Origin of the sequence: Paenibacillus vulneris (assembly GCF_039543185.1) — a bacterium.
GTDB lineage: Bacteria > Bacillota > Bacilli > Paenibacillales > NBRC-103111 > Paenibacillus_S > Paenibacillus_S vulneris.
Map to the genome: position 1 here is coordinate 1 of NZ_BAABJG010000007.1, position 21,503 is coordinate 21,503.

21 protein-coding genes and 1 pseudogene are annotated in these 21,503 nt (G+C 49.3%); 17 read left to right on the top strand and 5 right to left on the bottom strand.

Translation table 11 applies throughout. The annotated features are described in order from the left end of the window. Window positions 1-172 precede the first annotated feature (172 nt). The gene (locus tag ABEA66_RS09540; protein ID WP_345587393.1) at window positions 173-1,372 is read left to right on the top strand and encodes a M24 family metallopeptidase; all 1,200 of its coding nucleotides are present in this window, start codon (window positions 173-175) and stop codon (window positions 1,370-1,372) included. Window positions 1,373-1,514: 142 nt separating this feature from the next. Here the strand turns inward: ABEA66_RS09540 and clpP are convergent, their stop codons facing one another. Genes clpP through ABEA66_RS09555 form a run of 3 tightly spaced genes read right to left on the bottom strand, consistent with a single transcriptional unit; the run spans window position 1,515 to window position 3,092 of the window. Then, window positions 1,515-2,102 (bottom strand): ATP-dependent Clp endopeptidase proteolytic subunit ClpP, encoded by a 588-nt coding sequence (clpP, locus tag ABEA66_RS09545; protein WP_345587394.1) that lies wholly within the window; start codon window positions 2,100-2,102, stop codon window positions 1,515-1,517. Window positions 2,103-2,145: 43 nt separating this feature from the next. Further along, window positions 2,146-2,484: a hypothetical protein gene (locus ABEA66_RS09550; RefSeq protein WP_345587395.1), complete on the bottom strand. Its 339-nt coding sequence runs from the start codon at window positions 2,482-2,484 to the stop codon at window positions 2,146-2,148. Beyond that, window positions 2,481-3,092: a helix-turn-helix domain-containing protein gene (locus tag ABEA66_RS09555; protein ID WP_345587396.1), complete on the bottom strand. Its 612-nt coding sequence runs from the start codon at window positions 3,090-3,092 to the stop codon at window positions 2,481-2,483. Before ABEA66_RS09555 ends, ABEA66_RS09550 begins: the two co-directional genes overlap by 4 nt. A 415-nt stretch (window positions 3,093-3,507) precedes the next feature. Between ABEA66_RS09555 and ABEA66_RS09560 the strand changes: the two genes are divergently transcribed. The 3 genes and pseudogenes from ABEA66_RS09560 (at window position 3,508) to ABEA66_RS09570 (ending at window position 5,863) form a co-directional block, all read left to right on the top strand. Further along, window positions 3,508-4,104, top strand: a complete 597-nt coding sequence (locus tag ABEA66_RS09560; protein ID WP_345587397.1) for a DedA family protein — start codon at window positions 3,508-3,510, stop codon at window positions 4,102-4,104. Beyond that, window positions 4,104-4,785: pseudogene (locus tag ABEA66_RS09565) on the top strand (response regulator). The gene ABEA66_RS09560 and the pseudogene ABEA66_RS09565 overlap by 1 nt, the downstream one beginning before the upstream one ends. Before the next feature lie 217 nt (window positions 4,786-5,002). After that, entirely contained in the window at window positions 5,003-5,863 is an 861-nt protein-coding gene (locus tag ABEA66_RS09570; protein ID WP_377741015.1) for a HAMP domain-containing sensor histidine kinase, read from the top strand. 410 nt (window positions 5,864-6,273) lie between these two features. On the opposite strand, the gene ABEA66_RS09575 is transcribed toward ABEA66_RS09570, so the two are convergent. Continuing rightward, on the bottom strand, window positions 6,274-6,483 hold the full coding sequence (locus tag ABEA66_RS09575) for a hypothetical protein (protein ID WP_079913389.1): 210 nt from the start codon (window positions 6,481-6,483) through the stop codon (window positions 6,274-6,276). A gap of 168 nt (window positions 6,484-6,651) precedes the next feature. On the opposite strand from ABEA66_RS09575, the gene ABEA66_RS09580 reads away from it, so the two are divergent. The 10 genes from ABEA66_RS09580 to ABEA66_RS09625 all read left to right on the top strand — a co-directional run bounded on the left by ABEA66_RS09580 (window position 6,652) and on the right by ABEA66_RS09625 (window position 17,737). Next, on the top strand, window positions 6,652-7,710 hold the full coding sequence (locus tag ABEA66_RS09580; RefSeq protein ID WP_345587399.1) for a MerR family transcriptional regulator: 1,059 nt from the start codon (window positions 6,652-6,654) through the stop codon (window positions 7,708-7,710). Between the two features lie 184 nt (window positions 7,711-7,894). Beyond that, on the top strand, window positions 7,895-8,647 hold the full coding sequence (locus tag ABEA66_RS09585; protein ID WP_345587400.1) for an SDR family NAD(P)-dependent oxidoreductase: 753 nt from the start codon (window positions 7,895-7,897) through the stop codon (window positions 8,645-8,647). A 27-nt stretch (window positions 8,648-8,674) separates the two neighbouring features. Further along, complete coding sequence (locus ABEA66_RS09590) at window positions 8,675-9,355, top strand: SDR family oxidoreductase (RefSeq protein ID WP_345587401.1); 681 nt, start codon at window positions 8,675-8,677, stop codon at window positions 9,353-9,355. A gap of 64 nt (window positions 9,356-9,419) precedes the next feature. Beyond that, entirely contained in the window at window positions 9,420-10,226 is an 807-nt protein-coding gene (locus tag ABEA66_RS09595; RefSeq protein WP_079913385.1) for a 6-carboxytetrahydropterin synthase, read from the top strand. 40 nt (window positions 10,227-10,266) lie between these two features. Then, window positions 10,267-12,810: an EAL domain-containing protein gene (locus ABEA66_RS09600; protein ID WP_256865521.1), complete on the top strand. Its 2,544-nt coding sequence runs from the start codon at window positions 10,267-10,269 to the stop codon at window positions 12,808-12,810. A 401-nt stretch (window positions 12,811-13,211) separates the two neighbouring features. After that, window positions 13,212-13,592 (top strand): ATPase, encoded by a 381-nt coding sequence (locus ABEA66_RS09605; protein ID WP_079913383.1) that lies wholly within the window; start codon window positions 13,212-13,214, stop codon window positions 13,590-13,592. A gap of 217 nt (window positions 13,593-13,809) precedes the next feature. Further along, window positions 13,810-14,097, top strand: coding sequence for an Asp-tRNA(Asn)/Glu-tRNA(Gln) amidotransferase subunit GatC (gene gatC, locus ABEA66_RS09610; RefSeq protein WP_079913382.1), 288 nt, complete (start codon window positions 13,810-13,812; stop codon window positions 14,095-14,097). A 31-nt stretch (window positions 14,098-14,128) separates the two neighbouring features. Next, on the top strand, window positions 14,129-15,586 hold the full coding sequence (gene gatA, locus ABEA66_RS09615) for an Asp-tRNA(Asn)/Glu-tRNA(Gln) amidotransferase subunit GatA (RefSeq protein ID WP_345587402.1): 1,458 nt from the start codon (window positions 14,129-14,131) through the stop codon (window positions 15,584-15,586). Between the two features lie 26 nt (window positions 15,587-15,612). After that, complete coding sequence (gene gatB / locus ABEA66_RS09620) at window positions 15,613-17,058, top strand: Asp-tRNA(Asn)/Glu-tRNA(Gln) amidotransferase subunit GatB (RefSeq protein ID WP_079913380.1); 1,446 nt, start codon at window positions 15,613-15,615, stop codon at window positions 17,056-17,058. Window positions 17,059-17,263: 205 nt separating this feature from the next. Continuing rightward, the gene (locus ABEA66_RS09625) at window positions 17,264-17,737 is read left to right on the top strand and encodes a GNAT family N-acetyltransferase (RefSeq protein WP_345587403.1); all 474 of its coding nucleotides are present in this window, start codon (window positions 17,264-17,266) and stop codon (window positions 17,735-17,737) included. Between the two features lie 41 nt (window positions 17,738-17,778). Here ABEA66_RS09625 and ABEA66_RS09630 read toward each other — a convergent pair whose 3' ends face one another. Continuing rightward, on the bottom strand, window positions 17,779-19,476 hold the full coding sequence (locus tag ABEA66_RS09630) for a hypothetical protein (RefSeq protein ID WP_345587404.1): 1,698 nt from the start codon (window positions 19,474-19,476) through the stop codon (window positions 17,779-17,781). Between the two features lie 290 nt (window positions 19,477-19,766). Here ABEA66_RS09630 and ABEA66_RS09635 point away from each other — a divergent pair, with 290 nt between their 5' ends. The 3 genes from ABEA66_RS09635 to ABEA66_RS09645 all read left to right on the top strand — a co-directional run bounded on the left by ABEA66_RS09635 (window position 19,767) and on the right by ABEA66_RS09645 (window position 21,486). Further along, the gene (locus tag ABEA66_RS09635) at window positions 19,767-20,375 is read left to right on the top strand and encodes an RNA polymerase sigma factor (RefSeq protein ID WP_079913378.1); all 609 of its coding nucleotides are present in this window, start codon (window positions 19,767-19,769) and stop codon (window positions 20,373-20,375) included. Next, on the top strand, window positions 20,320-20,793 hold the full coding sequence (locus ABEA66_RS09640; protein WP_345587405.1) for an anti-sigma factor family protein: 474 nt from the start codon (window positions 20,320-20,322) through the stop codon (window positions 20,791-20,793). The genes ABEA66_RS09635 and ABEA66_RS09640 overlap by 56 nt, the downstream gene beginning before the upstream one ends. Window positions 20,794-20,865: 72 nt before the next feature. Further along, window positions 20,866-21,486, top strand: coding sequence for a hypothetical protein (locus tag ABEA66_RS09645; RefSeq protein ID WP_079913376.1), 621 nt, complete (start codon window positions 20,866-20,868; stop codon window positions 21,484-21,486). The last annotated feature ends 17 nt before the right edge of the window (window positions 21,487-21,503 follow it).

The following is a 21,503-nucleotide window of genomic DNA, read 5'->3' on the forward strand; positions in this document are numbered from 1 at the left end:
ACCGCCGTATGCGGACCCGCATGTACGGTGGTGTGAGAGGTCGAGGGCTAGGCGCCCTCACCTACTCGATTTACATTTTCTATTTCTAGGCTTCTCCAAAGCTTGTTGAAAGCATGGAGAAGATGGGGTACTCTAACAAAAGAGACAGCAGCCAATTGGTACCTAGGAGTGAATGACATTGAAGGAAAATGTGTTGCGTATTCAACGCTTGCAGGAGCGTTTGCGTCAGAGCCGGATGGACGGCTGCATGATTACTCAAAATGTGGACTTATATTATTTTACAGGCTCTATGCAGACCGGCTATTTGTTTGTCCCGTGTGACGGAGAGGCTATTTTTTTCGTGCGCCGCAGTGTCGTAAGGGCACAGGAGGAATCGGCGATAACGGTAGAGGCGCTGGGCTCATTTCGCAGCTTTGGGAAGCGGCTTGCCGAAGTGTTCAGCCCTTTGTTTCAGCAGGCCGCAGGCTCCCGCAGGCTGAAGCTTGCGGCGGAATTTGACGTGCTGCCGGTGCAGCAGCTGATGAGGCTGCAAAATGTGCTGCCCGATGTCGAATGGGTGGACGGTTCGACAATCGTCCGTGAGCTGCGGATGATCAAGTCCGCTTCAGAGATAGCCTGTATAAAGGAAGCGGCGCGTGTCATCGATCTTGCCTTCGAGCATTCTCTGGGCATCCTTAAGCCAGGGATGACGGAGCTGGAGCTAATGGCCGGTATCGAACAGTTTATTCGCCTTCAAGGCCATATAGGGGTCATGAGGATGCGGGGGTATAACCAGGAGGTCATTACAGGGATGGTTGGGGCCGGAGATGCCGCCGCTACTCCGAGCTATTTTGACGGTCCGGCAGGGGGAAGGGGCTTGAGCGCCGCGGTTCCGCAAAGCGTCAGCCGCCGGCCGATTCAAGCCAACGAGCCGATTTTGCTGGATGTCGGCTGCTGCATCGACGGGTATGTGATCGATCAGACGCGGACTGTAGTGATAGGCGATTTGCCGGAGGACCTCATCCAGGCGTATGATACGTCGGAGCAAATCCTCCGCAGCGTCGAAGAGATGCTGAGGCCGGGGACGGTATGCGAGCGGCTGTATATGCATTCGCTGCTTATGGCGCATGATGCGGGCCTAAGCGGTCACTATATGGGCTTTGGCGACGATCAGGTCAAGTTTCTTGGTCATGGGATCGGCCTCGAAATCGATGAGCTTCCCGTACTGGCCAAAGGCTTCAGCTATCCGCTCCAGCAAGGAATGGTCATAGCGATAGAGCCGAAATTTACATTCCCGCAGCGCGGGGTTGTCGGTATTGAGAACAGCTATGCGATTACCGATGCCGGATTTGAGAAGCTGACCGTTACCCGGGAAGGCCTGATCCGGATATAGCCCGCCCTTTAATAAGTCAACAGCCGGAAAGGCAGCGAATTCACTGTCTAACCGGCTGTTTTTTCATTGAACCGCTGTGTTTTCCCAAGTAATCGAAAGGGAGCTTATTGGTTTTTGTTTCAAGTATTCGTTCGAAAAAATCTTACGGCTGTACCCGTTCGATCACTTTGTCGATCAGCCCGTATTCCTTGGCCTCAACAGCGCTCATAAAATAATCTCTGTCTGAATCCTTCTCCACTTTTTCAAAGGGCTGTCCGGAGGTTTCAGAGATAATTTTGTAGAGCGTATTCCGCGTCTTCATAATATTCGCCGCACGGATTTGGATATCGGACGCTTGCCCTTGGGTACCGCCCCAAGGCTGATGGATCATTATCTCCGAATTCGGAAGCGCGAACCGTTTGCCCTTTGCTCCCCCTGTCAGCAGAACCGCTCCCATCGAAGCGGCGAATCCGACGCAGATCGTCGATACATCCGGCTGAATAAACTGCATGGTATCGTAGATGGCAAGCCCGGCAGTGGTCGAACCGCCCGGAGAATTGATATACAGATGGATATCTTTCTCGGGATCCGCTGCTGCCAGAAAGAGCAGCTGCGCAATAATGCTGTTCGCTACCTGATCGTTGACCTCGGAGCCAAGAAACACGATGCGATCCTTCAATAACCGGGAATAAATGTCGTATGACCGTTCACCGCGGCCCTCTTGCTCAATAACCATAGGAATATAGCTCATGCTCCTACCTCCATTTCATTGTCGAACCTGCCGGTTCCATGTATTAAGCGGCCTTGCATTGAATATCCGTTTGTCTCGACATGTAGCTTCGTTTGCCGCCGAATCCGGAAGATACCATGATGAGCTTGACTGGCGGTGTTTGGTCTTCCGTATTCAGCTGCCATTCCTGAACCAGAGCCTCTTCAGAAATAACCTGGCTTTGGCCTGACCTGTATTGCTCCAAATCCACAACCTTAGTGAGGGGCTCTGAAGATACCTTTTCTCCCAAATCGGCATTTTTTCTGATAACAAGCAAAGGGGCAGACGGTTTTACAGTCTCCGATGTTCCGGCAGCATTTACGTGCTCCTTTGCTTCACTTTCATGAATCGTATTCTCACTCATTTGGATGGCTCTCCTTCCGCAGCCTTCGGATAGACAGACAAAATCACCTTATAGAGGGGTGAATTTTGACCGTTATCGGCGGCTTTTGCATATTTTCCAACCAGCTGCTTTACCATATCCACGTAATCGGCAATAAAAGCTTCCCGGTCTTCGCCGTCGAGCAGAGGGACATCCATCTGCAGAGTAGCGCTTGGAATTTCGGTGCCTTTCTCCGAATGCTCCATGAGATAGACCGCGTCCTTCTTCATTTGCTCTGCGGTTGTGATGAGCTGGGCCAATGACCCGTGCTCCTTCAGCCGCTCGATCGTCTCCTCGGACAAGCTCAATGATTCGGCCAAAACGAAAGTTTTGGCGATGGACTGATACAGCACCTCAACAAGATTGCGAACCTGCCTCGTACCGACTCTGCGAATTAAACCGGTTTTCTCCAGCGCCTTCAAATGATAGTTCATCCGTTGAGGCGGCTCGTTGATCATTCTCGCCAGCTCGGCAGCCGAAGCAGGCTCTATGAGCCGTGAAACGATGTCCGCACGGAGCGGATTCAGCAGGGCCATCGCTTGATCCGGCGACTGGATGAGACAGCTTTCCATAATATCCTGCTGCTGCAAACCTAACCAACCTCCATACAGTATTATACTTACGTAAAAATATTTTATTACGTTGCTTTGTTTTTGTCAAAGGGCTGATGACTCTGCACACACATTATTTTTTGAGCGAGAAGAGTTTAGGGGGAACAAAGCAGGGGTAGGATGAAGTAGTTGCTTCCGATTTTTGGTTTATCAGGACTTTTCTACTTTAAACATGGCTAGGTGATGGGATCATGGTGGCTGCCTTATATCTTCAGATTTTCTTAAGAAATATCTCCATTGGTTCCTTAGATTTATCCGTTAATATAAAAACTGCATGAGCGAGTCAGTAACTGAAAAAATAAGGGAAATGAAGGAGAAGCGGAAGCAGCGATTTCGCGCCCTTTAATTTTCCTCCGGCTTTTGTTTATACATGCAGATAAAGGAGGGGCTTTAAGTGAATTATGACACGCTGATTCATTGGATTGCACAGTTCGGTTATGCTGCTTTATTCTTTGCGTTATGGCTCGGAATTGTCGGGATGCCAATACCGGATGAGGTTGTGGTTATGACCGGAGGAGCTATCGGCAAAGCGGGTGTACTCCATTCGACCCCGGCATTTATTGTCACTTATTTAGGAGTTATTTCCGGGTTATCCCTTGGTTATATTCTTGGCAGATTTTTTGGTTCGAGGGTACTGGATAAGCTTCGGCGTAAAAAAAATATGGAGAAGCACATCCAAATGTCAGAACGACTGATAAACAAATATGGCAATTTTGCCTTGAGCTTCAGCTACTTTATTCCGGTGGTCAGGCATATTGTTCCCTACTTAGTCGGCATTAATAAAATGTCCTTTCGCCGTTATATCCTTTATTCTTATACAGCGGGTCTTGTTTGGACGGCTGTCTTTTTTGTAATCGGCCAATTTGCAGGCAGCCATGTAGAGACAATGGGGACCATGCTTTATCACTACGGTTTATACGCCGGCCTTGCCTTGCTTGTAGGGATCTTCATTTTCTTGATTCTAAAAAGCCGGAAAAGGAGCAAAGCCTAATGGTTACAGTGCTTGTCGTCGATGATGATTCGGAAATTCGGGATGTCATTCATGTATATTTGCGGAATGAAGGATACCATGTTATAGAAGCCGCTAATGGCCTGGAAGCCTTAGAACTATTAAAGTCAAACCCTGTTCACCTGATTATATTAGATGTGATGATGCCCCGAATGGATGGCATAAAAACTTGCCTGAAAATCCGGGAAACCTCCATGCTTCCTATTATCATGCTCTCGGCCAAGGAAGAGGACATTGATAAAATTACAGGCCTCACCATAGGTGCCGACGATTATGGCCAAACCGTTCAATCCGTTGGAATTACTGGCCCGGGTCAAAGCTCAGTTAAGGCGGCAAACGCTCATGGAGAAAGAACCGGATGCTTTCCTAATCCATATTCAGGATCTGATTATAGATAAGGCCAAGCATTCCGTAACTATGAAAGGAAAAGAGATTTCGCTGACGCCGCTAGAGTTCTCCATATTAGAGCTGCTTGCAAGTCACCCCGGTCAAGTATTTAGCGCGGATACAATTTATGAAAGCGTGTGGAAGGAACCGACCGGATACTCAGATAATACGGTGATGGTCCACATTAGGAATTTACGTGAGAAAATAGAGGATGTCCCAAGAGAGCCGCGCTATATTAAAACTGTTTGGGGAGTAGGGTACAAAGTTGAAAAATAACGGGTCCGACCTAATAAAAGGCAAAAGAAGCATTCGCTTTGAACTATTTTGGGCATTTGCTTTCAGCTTCATCATCGCATGTATTACTTTCTTCGTTGTAGCATTTTGCGCCGGCCTATTTATTAATCGATTTCAAGCAGGATATTATTTTGTTAATCTTGCCCCTGTTTGTTTTGTAATAGCTTTCGTTTTTTCTTTTTATAAACTAACCCGCCGCATGGTTAAATACATTATAGCTTTGGCTGATGGGCTTCAAACCATCTCCGAAGGCAATTTGAACTATAGAGTTCCCCTTATACGTAAGGATGAACTCGGGCAGGTCGCCTTTAACATCAATTTGATGACAGAACGATTGCAGCAGCAGATCGAAAGGGAACGCAGTATGGAAAGCTCCAAAATGGAGCTGATTACAGGTGTTTCCCACGATTTGCGGACGCCGCTTACTAGTATTATTGGCTATCTGGAGCTGCTAAGATCGGATTCATTTCAAAACAGAGAAGAATATACACGGTTTGTTCAGAATACGTACAACAAAGCCATTCATTTGAAAAAGCTGATCGATGATTTGTTTGAATATACGCGTCTTACCACTTCCGACATCCGATTAGATTTGAAAACGATTGATGTTCGTCAGCTTCTGGATCAGATGCTGTTTGAGTTCGAACCGCTTGCGGAGGAGAACGAAATTCAGGTCATTAAAAAGACAGGTGATTCCCCTGTTATGGCTTTGATAGACAGCGGTAAAATGGCCAGAGCTATCGATAATCTATTGATGAATGCCGTCAAGTATTCCGTTAAGCCGGGAACGATTTGTGCTATTTTGAAGTCGGACGAGCATCGATTTTATATCGAGGTCGAAAATAAAGGTCAACCCCTCACGCAAGAACAAGAGGATAAATTATTTGATCGATTCTATAAAGTCGATAACTCCCGGAGCAGCGAAGGCATCCAATCGGGTGCCGGATTAGGACTTTCCATCGCCAGAAACATTATCGAGCTGCACGGAGGTGCTTTAAAATTAACCCATTCGAACGGCATTTATATATTTACCATTGCGGTTCCCTTCCGAAATTCATAGAATTCTTCCTTGTAAGCCCTTAGTTTTGTATAATATTGGGAATAGGTGAGGGAATATGAAAATGAGAATTTTTGTGCAGTCATAGAAAATCCAAAGCTGCTGCTCAGAATGAATAAATCCAACAAACCTATCCGCCTTGTATGGGGGTAAGGGACTTCAGCGGATTTCTGCCGCAGGAGCGGGGGGCCGAACTCAACACAAGCTCACCTGCATCTTATCGATCCCGTGAATATAAGCAAGGGCATCCCAGTGAAACGGCTTTTATTAGCCATTTGGGGGTGCCCTTGCTTAATTTAGTAGTTAGCTTGTATGAAGGTCAAATAGGGTCAATCCTGGACTTAAACGACGTGGGGCTATAAGATAAAAGGATTGCAGCGGACGAGGAAGCGCGAAAGTGAATGCTTCAATGGTTAGCTGAAGGCCCAAATAGCATAGACCAGATAGCCGCCTACGATAGTTATAATGTAATAGATAGAGAGCCGCAGGAAGATTTTTCCGGTACTTTTATCGTAGGACGGGTTGCCTTCTTTATTTTTTTGCGATATACCGACGGCTATGGTGGCAATAAGCCCGAACATGCCTACAATGAATATAAGGATGTAAAATACGGTCAGATTCACAGGATCACCTTCTCATGTTCACAAATTCATTAGCCATGATTACAATTTTCATTGTACAAGAAGATCCTGCAAACGAAACCATCCAATTGGATGATCATTAGACCATCCAGTTTCTAAGGGTACACCGGCCCCGGTACCAACCGGCGCTTTTTCTTTAGGAGGCTGCATATGAAAATCAACGAGCTCGCCAAGCGGCTGGGCGTAACGCCGAGAGCGATCCGATTTTATGAGGAGAAGGGCTTGCTTCATCCGGAATATGAAGAGAACGGGTACCGCCGATATACGGAGGAGGATATGTGGCGCCTTCAAACGATAGCCGCGTTCCGGGAAATCGGACTTGGCATTGATGTCATCGCCAAGCTTCTCCATTATGCGGACAGCGGGGATAGGGAGACTTACCGGCATTATTTGGAGCTGCAGCGTGCCGTCTTATTTGACCAGTGGGTGGAGTGGAAGCAGGTGCTCGCTGCCATGGACAAGCTGATTGAGAAATCAGGGGATATGGAGCCGCTCCGGCTGGACGATCTGTTTACGCTAGCCGACCAGATCAAGCAATTGAAGCGCACCCGATCCGCCTGGGAGGACCGCTGGGGGTATGATCTGATGGCCGAACGGTTCGATCAGACCAGCGTCAGCACGAGCCCGGTAGGCTTCATCGCCTCTTCGGAAGAGTACGAGAGAGGGCTGTCCTATACCGTACAGTGGCTTGCTCCGCAGCCCGGAGAAACAGGACTGGACATCGGCGCCGGGACGGGCAATTTGGCGGGGAGGTTACAGCAAGAAGGGGCGACGATGTACGCAGTGGAGCAGTCCAGGCAAATGCTTGCCAAATGCCGGAGCAAATACCCGGCTATTTGTGCCAAGCTGGGCAATTTTTTGGCGCTGCCGTTCTTTGAAGGGCAGTTTCATTTTGTTGCGACCCATATGGCCTTCCACCATTTGACCAGAGAGCAGCAGCTGCTTGCGCTAGAAGAGATGAATCGGGTATTAAAGCCGCAAGGGAGGATGGTTATCACCAGTCTCATGTTCGAGCATGCCCAAGCGGCTGACGAGAAGCTGTTCGAGCTTAGGCGGACGGGGAACTCGAAGCTTGTGGCGGAGCTTACCGGGAAGCATCCGGCAGACCGTTCCCAGCTGCTTCAATGGTTCCGGGACCGGGGCTTCATTACGGTTCAGCAGCAGCTGAACGATTGGATTCATATGGTGTATGCCGTCCGCAAGCAGTAATGGCCCCATTTGTTCTCCAAATAAGAACAACTTTCAACCGAAACTGACTTTCAGCCCCATTTTATGCAATAAAATATACTTTTCATTTAAAAGTTAGCTTAAGGATGCAGGGTAATATCTACATTTGTCGAAAGGATAATGGAATGAAATAATCTTGTTGAGAAATTGATTTAGGAGAAGACGGATGGATATCGCTGTAGTTACAGGTGCGGGTCGGGGAATCGGCGCGGCTATCGCGCAGAAGCTGGCCTCGGAAAAGTTAATGGTTATCTTCATTGCTAACAAAAGCGTGGAGTCGGCCGAACAGAAGGCACGAGACATCCGCAAGCATGGAGGACAGGCCGAGGTCGTTCCATGCGACGTCACGAAGAAGGAAGACATTGAACAAGCTCTGCGTATCATTGAACACCGCTGGGGAATTCCCTCCGTGCTGATTAATAACGCAGGAGTAGGCGGTCCCTATCACGCTATCGATCAGGTAAGCGAGGAGGAATGGGATTGGATCATGAACACCAACATCAAGAGCATGTTTCTCTTCTGCAAATATTTGCTTCCCAGAATGAAAGAAGCGGGCTACGGGCGCATTGTGAATCTGTCATCGATCTTCGGCGTTCTCGGCGGAGCTCAGTCCGTCGCTTATTCAACGAGCAAGCACGCAATTATCGGTTTTACGAAGTCTATTGCCGCAGAGTGGGGACCCTACGGGATCACTTGTAATGCCTTGTGTCCGGGTTTTGTCGATACGGAGATGGGGGTCCAGGAACAGCAGGTCAATAATCACCACGCCCGCATCATTGAGAAATCCCCGGTCAAGAGGGTTGGAACCCCCGAGGAAGTGGCGGATTTGGCTTATTATCTTGTCGGGCCGTCGAGCTCGTATGTGAATGGCGCTTCATTTTTTATAGATGGAGGGCTTTCGGCCCATGCCGGAATTTAAACCGTAGGAAGGGGAAGAAGCAGCATTATGGAACAAAAGATCGCTTTAGTAACAGGAGCATCGAGAGGCATTGGCGAAGCTATCAGCAGGGAGCTTTCTAAAAACGGTTACATGACTTATGCAGGAAGCCGCGGTGCTAACGAGCTGCAAAGTTCGGAAAATCTCATCCATCTGCCGTTAGATTTGCGTTCGGAGGACAGTATTCAGGAAGCATTTCGCGTGATTGAACGAAATCATGGGGTCTTGGATGTTCTCGTCAACAATGCGGCGGTAATGATTAACAAGCCGTTCGAGCAATTCGAGCGCGAGGACTGGGAGAATACATACGCTACCAACGTGTTTGGTCCGATGCAGTGCATTCAGCAGGCGTTTCCCTTGATGAAAGACAAAGGCGGCCGGGTGATCAACATTTCCTCCATCATGACGGAGCGGCCTTTGCCGCAATCAGCCATGTATACATCCTCCAAGCAGGCGCTTAACGGATTAGGCGAGGCGCTGAGCGAAGAGTGGTACCCGCACCGCGTTTACTTGACCAAGCTGTGCTTGGGGGCGACTTACACAGACTTGTGGAAGGGCGTTGAGGGCTTCTCGAAGGACGATATGCTTCAGGTCGAGGACGTTGCCCGGGCAGCTGTTTTCATCGCGCAAACTCCGCTGCATGTCCGTATGGATGAAATCAAAATGACCCCGCCCAAAGGAGTACTGTAGTACTATTACATAACAACTTCAGACTGCAACGTAAACATTCATTCCAAAGATGGGAGCTAAGCACATGATTTATTTAAGCAGGAAGCTTCATTTTTCCGCGGCCCATGTGTACTGGGTTGATGAGTGGACGGAAGAAGAAAATCAAAGAGTGTTTGGATTATGCAGCAATCGTCATGGTCACGGACACGATTATGTCCTGGAGATTATGGTTCGGGGTGAGCTGGACCCCAAGTCGGGTATCGTCGTCAATATTACCGACATTGATAGAGTAGCCAAAGGCTTGATAGAGTCGGAGCTGGACGGCAAGTTTTTGGACAGGGAGCACCCGTATTTTCAAGAGCATATGCCGACGACGGAAAATATCGTCCGGTATTTGTGGGAGGCACTGGACGGCAAGTTTCCGGATTGCGAGCTGTATCAATTGATTTTAAGAGAAAATCATTATTTGCATGCGGAGAAGGGAAGGGATTCTATGGTTCGTCTGACTAGAAAATATCATTTCAGCGCAGCGCATCGTCTTCACAGCTACTTGTTAAGCGACGAGGAGAATAAGCGGATTTTTGGCAAATGCAACAACCCTAACGGGCACGGCCACAACTATTATCTGGAAGTCACCGTACAAGGAGAGCCGGATTCCGTAACCGGCATGGTCATGAATTTGGCGGATCTGGATCATATCGTAGATGAAGTGGTCATCAAAAAGTTTGATCATAAGCATTTGAATCTGGATACGGAAGAATTTAAGGATTTGAATCCTACATCGGATGTGGTCGTCAAGGTGATTTGCGAAATGCTGGCGCCTCGCATTCCTAAGCTTTTTAAAGTCGGTTTATGGGAAACAGAGAAAAACTACTTCGAATATTACGCATGACATCATAGTCCCGTGACTCGGTCTGGATGGAGGGATTCCTTTGCCTCTTAGAAAAAAACTAGCTTTGACCTTTATTCTTGTTGTAACGCTGATTATGGGCTTGTACAACTGTTTGAACTATTACTTTTCCCGCGACCTGCTGATGAAGGATCAGGAAAAGCAAACGGATATCCTGGCGAAGCAGATCGGGATTTCCATCGAACAGTCCCAATTCGGCGCGCAGTATGTGGAAGATTTGATTGGCAATAAATTACGGGCCGTGGCGATTGCAGCGCAGAATGCTCTGGATCCTGACATTAACAACATATCGAATGAAGAGCTTGTGCGGCTTTCCGAAAAACTAGGGGTTTCCCACATCACGCTTTTACAACGGGAAGGCAACGACATAAAGGGCGGCAAGTCATCGGATGCGAAGGAAATCGATATGAGCACCAAGGACTGGGATTATTGGTTCGATGCATTCAACCAGCTGTTCGATCATCATAATGTAACCATAGCCCAAGGCCAGAAGCTCCCTAACTTCTGGTCGGGGCCGGTAAATATCGCCGCATCGGACCCGGATCATGTCGACAAGTGGGGCTACTATTACGACGGCACAACCAATTACATTATTAATCCCTATATTCGGGATACCCAAATCCTGAAATTCCAGCAGATCCTTGGTCCGGAATCCATCCTGGAGAAAATATTGAAAAACAATACAAGCGTGCTGGAGATTACTGGCTTTAACCCCAGAACGTTTGGCAAACCTCCGCTGTATACCGAGGTGAACGGGCAAAAGTACGTCGATTTGGTAAACCGGGATATTCAGTTTGGACAATATGCGTATAAAGAAGCTAACGATGTTCAGAATGTCCTGGCTTCCTTTCAATCGGGCAAGCTGATCAGTGTCGTAACGGAATCGAACGGGAAAAAGGTACTGAAGACGTTCATTCCGATTCAATCCGACAACCCGTATATCATCGGGGTCGTGACGGATTATCAAATCATTCAGGATATTTTAAATGAGCAGCTGCTGAACAATATTGTTATTTCCTTGATTATTCTGCTGTTCGTGCTGTTCGTAAGCTTCCTGCTTGCGGACTATATCGTACGTCCAATTAACCACATTTTGTATAAGGTGAATGAAATCGCCGAAGGCAATTTCGGCGCCAAGATTGCGATTAATCGAAATGATGAGCTGGGCTGGCTGTCCAAGCGGGTCAATACGATGTCCATGAATCTGGAAGCATATACGCAGGAGCTGAAGGACAAGAATGCGGAGATAGAATTTCGCGCCAATTACGACTTTTTGACAGGTCTGCCCAACATCAGGCTGTTCAACGAGCATTTTACGAAGACGCTAGAATCGGTTAAAAAGGATGGCTCTTCCATTGCGGTACTCTTCCTGGATTTGGACCGTTTTAAATGGATCAACGATACGTTCGGTCATTCCAGCGGGGATTATTTGCTGAAGGAGGTCGCTCAGCGAATCCAGGGCATGGCCGGCGGCAACGAGATGGGCTCCCGGATAGGAGGAGACGAATTTGTTCTGCTTCTGCCCGGCTATTCCCGCGAAGCTACCGAACAGAAGGTCGAGCAAATCCTGCAGCTGTTGTCGCGTCCTGCCTTGTATGAAGGCCAGGAGCTGTCCGTCACCCCTAGTATCGGGATCAGCATGTTCCCTTGCGACGGTGAAGATATCGATACGCTGGTGAAAAATGCCGATATCGCAATGTACCGCGCCAAGGAGCAGGGACGCAACAACTACCAGTTTTATGCGTTGGAGATGAAGGACAAGATCGTGCGAAGAGCCGCGCTGGAAAAAGGATTGCGCAAGGCGCTGGAGCGCGAGGAGCTGACGCTGTATTATCAGCCTCAGGTCGATTTGATCACAGGGAAGATCGTCGGAGTCGAAGCATTGGTACGGTGGATTCATCCCGAGAACGGGCTCATTTCCCCGTTGGAATTTATCCCGATGGCAGAGGAGACCGGCTTGATTGCTCCAATGGGAGAATGGATCCTGTACACCGCCTGCAAGCAAATCAAGCTGTGGGAGGAGAAGGGCTTTCCTCCTATGCGCGTATCGGTCAATCTGTCGGCCCGCCAGATTCAACAGCAAAATCTCGTTGACTATGTCCGGCAGGTGCTGAAGGAGACGAGTCTGGATCCGAGACTCTTGGAGCTGGAAATTACCGAGAGCATCGCCATGTATAATGAGGATTATGTAATAGGTAAGCTGAATTCCTTAAAGCTGCTGGGCATCCAGATAGCAATCGATGATTTCGGAACCGGGTATTCCTCTTTGAATTATTTGAATAAATTCCCAATCGATACGCTGAAGATAGACAAATCGTTTATAAGCCAGGTCAAAGATACTACCGATAACAGGGAGATCATTATGACTATTTTGGCCATGGCCCGCAACCTGAATCTGAAGGTGATTGCCGAAGGCGTAGAGACGATAGAGCAGCTTCATTTTTTGCAAAACAACAAGTGCAATGAAGCCCAAGGATATTTTTTCAGCAAGCCGTTATCGGTGGAGGATTTTGAAGAGCTGTTCGAGCAAATTGCGCGTTCCGCTGCGGGAAAGGTCGAAAGCTAGCCGGTGCTCTGCTTCATGCAGGCCTGGCTGGCACAGCCGTCTCTTAAGATTCACACGGGAATAGCTTGCTTTGTAGTAATCCATAGAGTCTATGGCTGGTCTCCCGCAATACGCTGCAGGCAAACTGTGCCGCATATTGGCCGGTTCCTTGCATTAAAGAGGGAAAATGTCCGCGGAATTCCGCCGGTGTAAATATAGCAAATCTTCATAGGGGCGTCAGGCTTGTCTATCATTGCTTATGCCCAAAAAAGATGATAAAATTAGTAGAATTAATCATAAACGTATACCAATACTCATGGCTCGACTTAATAAACTTAAATGAGATTGTTTCTTACTAGCTCATCAGGGATCCAATTCGGGCATGAATCAGATAGGCACGTTAGTCTTGGGAGGAATGGCATATGCTGCGTTTGGGACAGAAGGTATATATCGTCGCAGACAGGTTTGAGCAAAATTTGCCCGTTGGAGATTACGGATATATCATCGCGTATGACCGGAATGCGGATAATGTGTTTGATTACGTGGTACGTGTACCTAAAATAAATAAGCATTTCTTCGTCTCGGCCGATGATATCGAGCTGGAGGAAGTGTTGATTCAGCAGGAAGTAGACCGTTTGGAGCGGGAAGCTTTGATCGATTTTGCTTTGGCCACAAGGAATGAAGAGCTGTTCCGGCGGATTATGAACGGGGACGAAGAGCCGGAGGAGCAGGCGGAAGCGGCGAAGGATGTACAGTCGCAGGAAGAATTTATCAAACAAATCAATTTAAAGGCTTGGATCTAATTCAAAGCTCGGGTAATTCCGGTGTCCGGCCTTAGTATGCAGTCCGTTCGGAACGTTACGCTCCGTTTACGGGCTGTTTCTTTGTATTTGGGGTTCGCATCAGGGCTGGAATTAGGTAATTGAGTTCAATATTCATCTGGTTTATAATATAAGGATGAGTTTTCGTCCATTTTGTCGAAAATAATGACAGGAAAGACTATGAAGCGGGGGGCAGTCCATGAGTGTTTCAATAAAAGATGTTGAGCATGTCGCCAAATTGGCGCGACTTGAGCTAGGCGATCAGGAGAAGGAACTTTTAACCGTGCAGATGAACGCCATTTTAAAATATGCCGAGAAATTGAACGAGCTGGATACAGACGGTGTAGAGCCGACCAGCCATCCGATGCCGCTTTCCAATGTGATGCGCGAGGACGTGGCAAGACCGTCTCTGCCGATTGAGAAAGTGCTTCTGAACGCGCCGGATGAAGAAGACGGCCAAATCAAAGTACCTGCCGTACTGGAATAATCGCAGCCATTATTGAAGGGAGGATGCAGTTTTGTCTTTATTTGATCTGAAATTACAGGACATACATAACCGGCTTCATGCCAAAGAACTATCCGTCTCCGACTTGGTGAACGAATCCTACAACCGGATCGGACAAGTAGAGGAAAAGGTGAAGGCGTTTTTGAAGCTGGATGAAGAGAATGCCCGTGCAGCCGCCAAAGCTTTGGACGAGCAGCTCGGCACCGACCAGTCCAGAGGACTGCTGTTCGGCCTGCCGGTCGGAATCAAGGACAACATCGTCACTGAAGGGGTTACGACGACATGCGCGAGCCAATTTTTGCGCAATTTCGAGCCAGTTTATGATGCTACGGTAGTCCGTAAGCTGAAGGAAGCGCAAGCGGTTTCGATCGGCAAGCTGAACATGGATGAATTCGCGATGGGGGGCTCTAACGAGAACTCGAGCTTCCATACGACGTATAACCCATGGAACCTGGAGCATGTTCCGGGAGGCTCCAGCGGCGGCTCGGCTGCAGCTGTTGCAGCGGGAGAGGTTTATTTCTCCCTAGGCTCTGACACAGGCGGTTCCATCCGTCAGCCGGCTGCTTATTGCGGCATTGTAGGGCTGAAGCCGACTTACGGATTAGTATCGCGCTTCGGTCTGGTGGCCTTCGCCTCCTCCTTGGACCAAATCGGTCCATTGAGTAAAAATGTGGAGGACAGTGCTTACCTGCTGCAAGCTATTGCAGGCCATGACCCGCAGGACTCCACTTCAGCGAAGGTGGACATTCCGGATTATTTGAGCGCTCTGACAGGGGACGTGAAGGGCTTGCGGATTGCCGTGCCTAAGGAATATATGGGCGAAGGCATTGATCCGAAGGTTCGCGAAGCGATTGTTAACGCGCTGAAAGTGCTTGAAGGTCTTGGCGCAATTGTCGAGGAGGTATCGCTGCCTCATACCGAGTATGCCGTAGCTGCATACTACTTGCTGGCTTCGTCCGAAGCTTCGTCTAATCTCGCGCGCTTTGACGGAGTTCGTTACGGCGTCCGTGCCGACAATCCGAAAAACCTGCTGGATCTGTACCACAAATCCCGCAGCGAGGGCTTCGGTCCGGAAGTAAAGCGCCGGATTATGCTAGGTACCTATGCGCTTAGCTCCGGTTATTACGACGCTTATTATTTGAAGGCGCAAAAGGTGCGCACATTGATTAAACAGGATTTTGATAATGTCTTTGCAAACTATGACGTGGTTATCGGACCTACGGCCCCGACGACGGCCTTTAAAGTCGGTTCCCAGATTGATGATCCGATGACGATGTATTTGAACGATATTATGACGATTCCGGTGAACCTGGCGGGAATCCCTGCGATCAGCGTTCCTTGCGGACTTGCGGACGGCATGCCGGTTGGCTTGCAGATCATCGGGAAAGCGCTGGACGAATCGACGGTTTTGCGTGTGGCGCATGCCTATGAGCAAAATACCGATCACCACAAGCAGCGTCCTCAGCTGTAACAGAATAGAGAAAGGAGCAAGCCAGCATGTCAGCAACCGAAACAAAATACGAAACGGTCATCGGACTGGAAGTTCACGTTGAGCTGCATACGAAGTCCAAAATTTTTTGCGGATGCTCCACGGAATTCGGAGCTCCGCCGAATACTCATACATGCCCGGTCTGCCTGGGCTATCCCGGCGTATTGCCTGTGCTGAACCGGCAGGCGGTGGAATATGCGATGAAAGCGGCTATGGCCTTGAACTGCCAAATCGCGACGGACAGCAAGTTCGACCGTAAAAACTACTTTTATCCGGATTCGCCGAAGGCGTACCAAATTTCCCAATACGACAAGCCGATCGGCGAGCACGGCTGGATTGAAATTGAAGTGAACGGCCAGACGAAGCGAATCGGCGTCACCCGCGTTCATCTTGAAGAGGATGCAGGGAAGCTGACCCACGTGGACGGCGGCTACGCATCGCTCGCCGACTATAACCGCGTAGGTACGCCGCTGATCGAGATCGTATCCGAGCCGGATCTGCGTTCTCCTGAGGAGGCTCGCGCTTACCTGGAGAAGCTGAAGGCGATCATGCAGTATTGCGACGTATCCGACGTGAAGATGGAGGAAGGGTCTCTTCGCTGCGATGCGAACATCAGTATCCGTCCCTTCGGGCAAGAAAAGTTCGGAACGCGCGCGGAGCTGAAGAACATGAACTCGTTCCGGGGTGTTCAAAAGGGGCTCGAGTATGAAGAATGGCGCCAAGCCGATATTTTGGACAGCGGAGGCGAAGTGGTGCAGGAGACGCGCCGCTGGGATGAAGCCCAGGGCAAGACACTGACGATGCGCAGCAAAGAAGAAGCGCATGACTACCGTTACTTCCCGGACCCGGATCTGGTTCGTCTATATATCGACGACGAGTGGAAGGCCCGTGTCCGCGCCAGCATTCCTGAGCTTCCTGACGCCCGTAAAACACGGTACGTCAGTGAGTACAGCTTGCCAAGCTACGACGCGGAGGTTATCACATCCTCAATCAAGCTGGCTGATTTCTTCGAGGAAAGCCTGAAATATACCCAGGATGCCAAAGCCGTGTCCAACTGGATCATGGGCGATTTGCTAGGGTACCTGAACGCGAACAACCTGGAATTCCAGGATGTGAAGGTGACCGGCAAAGGCTTGGGCGAAATGATCGGGTTGATCGAGAAAGGAACGATCAGCAACAAAATCGCCAAAACCGTCTTCAAAGCGATGTTGGAAACCGGTAAAGCTCCGCAAACGATCGTGGAGGAGCAGGGGCTTGTCCAAATCAGCGATGAGGGTGCTATTAAAGCAGTGGTTGAACAAGTCGTTGCGAACAATCCGCAGTCCGTCGCCGATTTCAAGGCTGGTAAGGATAAAGCTGTCGGCTTCCTGGTTGGACAGGTTATGAAGGAAACCAAAGGAAAAGCGAACCCGGGGCTTGTTAACAAGCTCATCGTGGAATGCTTGAATCAATAACGAGATAAGAACAGTTTTCGCTCCTTGCGGAGCGGAGACTGTTTTTTTCATTCATAGAACATTTGCGGGGGTAACACTCGTGATGAGGAATGAAAGTAGCCTCGATATGGAAACGATTGGAATAAGGGGATTTCTGTTGTATACTTACTTTCATCTAGAAGACTTGCAAAGGGATAATGACCTGCCTGCGAGGAGAGAGGACGATATGATTCAACCTATTGATATAGAGGACAACCACCAAGTACTGGAGCTATTGATGCTGCAGCAGCTCTCTTACCGGGTGGAAGCGGAACGGATTGGCTTTGATGAAATTCCTCCCTTATTTGATTCGCCCAAGACGATTCGGGAATCCGGCGAGCAGTTTTTCGGTTATTATGAAGGGCAGCAGCTGGCAGGCGCCGTATCGGTCAAGCAAGGCACGAAAGAGCTCACGATATGCCGGCTGATGGTTCACCCGTCGTTTTTTCGCCGTGGCATCGCCACGCAGCTGCTGCAGTACGCCGAGCAATTCGCCATGCCGGGGATGGCCGTGAAAGTATCGACCGGCACGAACAACGAGCCTGCTGTATTGCTGTACGGAAAGCATGGGTATGAAGCAGGCCAGGTGCTGGAGATTGCTCCTAATGTGACGCTTACTGTGTTTCACAAGAGAATCCCTTATGAAAAAGCAGAAACGTGATACGGTTGGTCCGCATCACGTTTTTTTGAGGTTTGCGCTATTTAAAAGATAGTATAATCATCCCAATGGATGGACTCGCCGTTCACGGCTGCTTCATATCCCGCCGCAGTCCCGAGCTTCAGCTCGTCTTTCCTTCTTGTCTCATACGAGACCTCGATACCGGCGGCATCGGCGGTATTAGCCGCAAATTGGGCTGGGGACAGCCTCATGCGGGATGTGAACTGCTCCAGATCGCGGATTCCCAGCTGCTCCGCTTCCTTGGAGGACATCACCTCCATGACGACACCATTGGCGCCGCCAACGAAGGGACTTGTGATGGATACCCGGTCCGGCTTCTCCTCGGCATGGAAATCGTTCATTAGATGAAATACCGCGTATACGTTGCCGATTCGGCCATAGCCGCTGCGCCCGTCAAACGACCATTCCCCTGTAGGCAGACAGCCGATAAGAGACGGATAAGCCTCCTGATCCTCAGCAGGAACCTCCCACAGCTGCGCCACGGAATCCTGATGGAACAGGACTTGACCGTACCGGCTTTGATGTCTATCGTCTCCTTCTTTATATTTATTTCCCGGATGGAAGAAGAATGCCTGATTCACCCCGATAGCGGCGGCCGGGTCTGTCAGAGGCAGCGTAACATCCCATCGCTGCTGCTCGTTGTCGAATTCATCCCGGCGTTCCCAAATACCGCCTACAGCGTAGTCCGGTGTTATATAAGTGTATAGATGAGCTTCCTCGGTTACTTCCCCGTCCACCTCAGCGAACTGAATTTTGCGCTTCAGCTCCTTCACGGAGTCACGCTCTACTGCGCGCTTCACAATGTCCTCCGACACCTGGTAAGTATAGAGGCTTGCCCCTTCCAGACGCGTAATGACGGCAGGCATCGGGAAATCCCCGAACTGGATATAATCGAGCAGCGTATTATTGTCCTTCGGTCCGTCATGCGGCCATTGGCGCGATTGGGCGCCGACCCAGGCCCCTTTTAAATACGAGTCCGCACGAAGGTTCCAGAGGTGGTCCAGCATTTCACTCACCGTCTCGCGAACCGCCGCATCATCTACGACTTCCCACACGCAGGCGAACGACTGAATCCAGTGCCAATGCCATGGAAGAGCCCCGTACTCCTTGAAGCCGAACGTTTTCACATGCCGAAGCTGCTGCTTGGCGAATCGAAGTCCCTGCTCTAGCAGTTCTTGATCGTCGAATTGATGACCGAGCAAGAGCTTCAAGGAAGTATGCTTGGCTTCATGGTGATGAATTTGCTTGATCGGCTGGCGATACACGCTGCTTTGGTAAATATGAAGAATCGACAGATTCAGCTCGCTCTTCAGGCCGAGAGGAAGCACATGCTGGAATTGGTTATAAAATAAAATAATAAGACAGCCCATCAGCTCTACCGGAAGGAGGTTAGGCTTGGCTAAGGCGGGATCGCTGCCCAAATTAAGCGGCCAATGGCCGTACATCGGGTTTTCAGGGTCCTGCACCTGCAAGCTTAATACCCGGCTTATCATGTTCGAGGCCAAATCGAGGGCGGATTGGCGCTCGGCTTCGCTCATTTCGGAGCTAGCCTGCAGATCTGTGCAATAAGAGAACAGATGAATCGCATAATAAAAATTATCGCGCACGTCGCTATGAAACCAGAAGCCGCTGGGCAGAACAGGCAGCTCGAGCGCTTTGCGGGCTGCCAGACGGCGAATGGCTTGTTTTCTTTCCGTCAATGCTGAGTAAGATGCAGTCAATGGAGTTCCTCCGTTCATTCTTTTTGCATGGAATGGCTTTAAACGTTTCATTCTCTACATTCTAAGTGTAGCGTCACAGGAAGGGAAGTCAACTCCAAGACCCAAACATTTTCGTCCGATGAGAGGAAACCGTGGTAAAATAGGCTCATGTGAAAAAGTTCTCCTTCCTGCCAGGACGCGATCATACATGCTGTTCTTATGGAACGAAAAAATATTTACGATTTTTGAAGGGGTCCGACAGCTTCTGCCGTCCAATAGTGTATAACAACATAACCGAAGGCGGTGAAACGATGGAACAATTGACGGATGAGCAATTGGTTGAACAGATCCGTCAAGGCGATGAGGAGGCTTACCGTCTCTTGATTGAGCGTCATAAGAATTACATTTATACGCTCGTGTATCGCATGGTTGAGCATCGCGAAACCGCCGAAGATTTGACGCAGGAAATTTTTATCAAGCTGTATCGGTCGTTGGTTCATTTTCGTGGCGATGCCAAATTTACGACCTGGGTTTACCGGCTGACAGTCAACCTGGTCACCGATTACCGCCGCTCCCAGCGGCGCAGGCCTTATGAGGCTTTACTGGATAAGATGAAGAACTGGTTCGGCAATCGTCAGGAAGAGCCGGAAGCTGCAGCCCTGCAAAAGGAAGAGCAGCAGACTATCCTGAAGCTTTTATCGGAGCTGCCCGACAAGTACAGACTTATCCTGTATTTGTATCATTACAAACAGCTGTCCTATCAAGAAATTGCCGAAGCGACACAGCTTCCTATGAAAACGATAGAGACAAGATTATATCGGGGAAAAGCGCTGCTCAAACAAAAATGGCAGGAGGTACGCAATCATGAACAAAAGCTATCTGCATCCGGACGATCATCATCTGCTACGATTTCTAAATAGCGCCTGTTCTGAGCTGGAATTGAAGAAGATCGGACGGCACATCCAAGGCTGCCCCGACTGCCGGACACGGCTCCGCGCTTATCTTGACATGGAGTCTCTATTGGATCAAGTGCCTCTGCTCCAGGCGCCGGAGGAATTGACGGACAAAGTCATGGGGGCTATCGGGAGAGAGTCCCGGGAGCAAACCCTTCGAGTAGCCGCTGCTGCCCGCCATGCTTCCAAAGCCAAAGGAAGATGGCATAATGAATTGGTGCACGGATTAGTGGCTACGGCAGCGACCTACGTGTTCATCTCCTCAGGGGTCCTGGGTAAAATCATGTCCATTAATGCGGAGCAGTGGGGGGACGACGTCCAAAGCAAGGTCGCCGCATTGGGATGGATCGTACATCAACTTTCCGTCCAGTTATTATTTTCTTAGCAAGTCCATTTGGAAAGCTTAACAATATGAGCATCGAATCAGTTCATTTGAACGAATGGAGGTTAATCGTATATGGAGGAGCAGCGCAAGCAGCCGTTTTTAAATGAAGAAGAAAAGGAAGACGCGTTTTTGAGGGAGCGAATGGAGCGATGGAACCAGGTGCCTCCTAATCAGCCTCCTTACGACCCGTTTCGCGCGGCCCCGCGAAAAAGCAAGCTTGTAGCCTGCCTGCTCTCATTTTTGATTCCAGGCACGGGCCAGCTCTATCTTGGGTTGATGCAGCGGGGCATGATGCTGATGCTTCTACTGATTGCAGATATTTTCGCCATTGTGTTTTTTGCGACCAATGCAAGTGCAAGCATTCCGTTGATCGTATTATTTTCCTTGTTCATCCCGGTCATTTATTTCTACAACATTTTTGATGCGCTTCAACAGACCGACAAAGTCAATTCCGGGTGGGGCGGGCTTTATTCCGATACGATGGATACCGTGGGCAGCAAAAGGTCATCCAAAGGTCCAAAAGGCAGCACGATCGGCTACTTGTTGATTATCGGGGGCGTATTCCTGTTTCTTGTAAGCAGCAAGCCGGCCTGGCTGAACCGGATTTTTGAGCTGCTCGGGTCCTCTATCGGTGCTGTTGTGCTTATTGTTGTAGGCGTCGTGATGTTTTTGAAGGAATCTACGAAAAAATAAAGACAAGAAGGAGAACG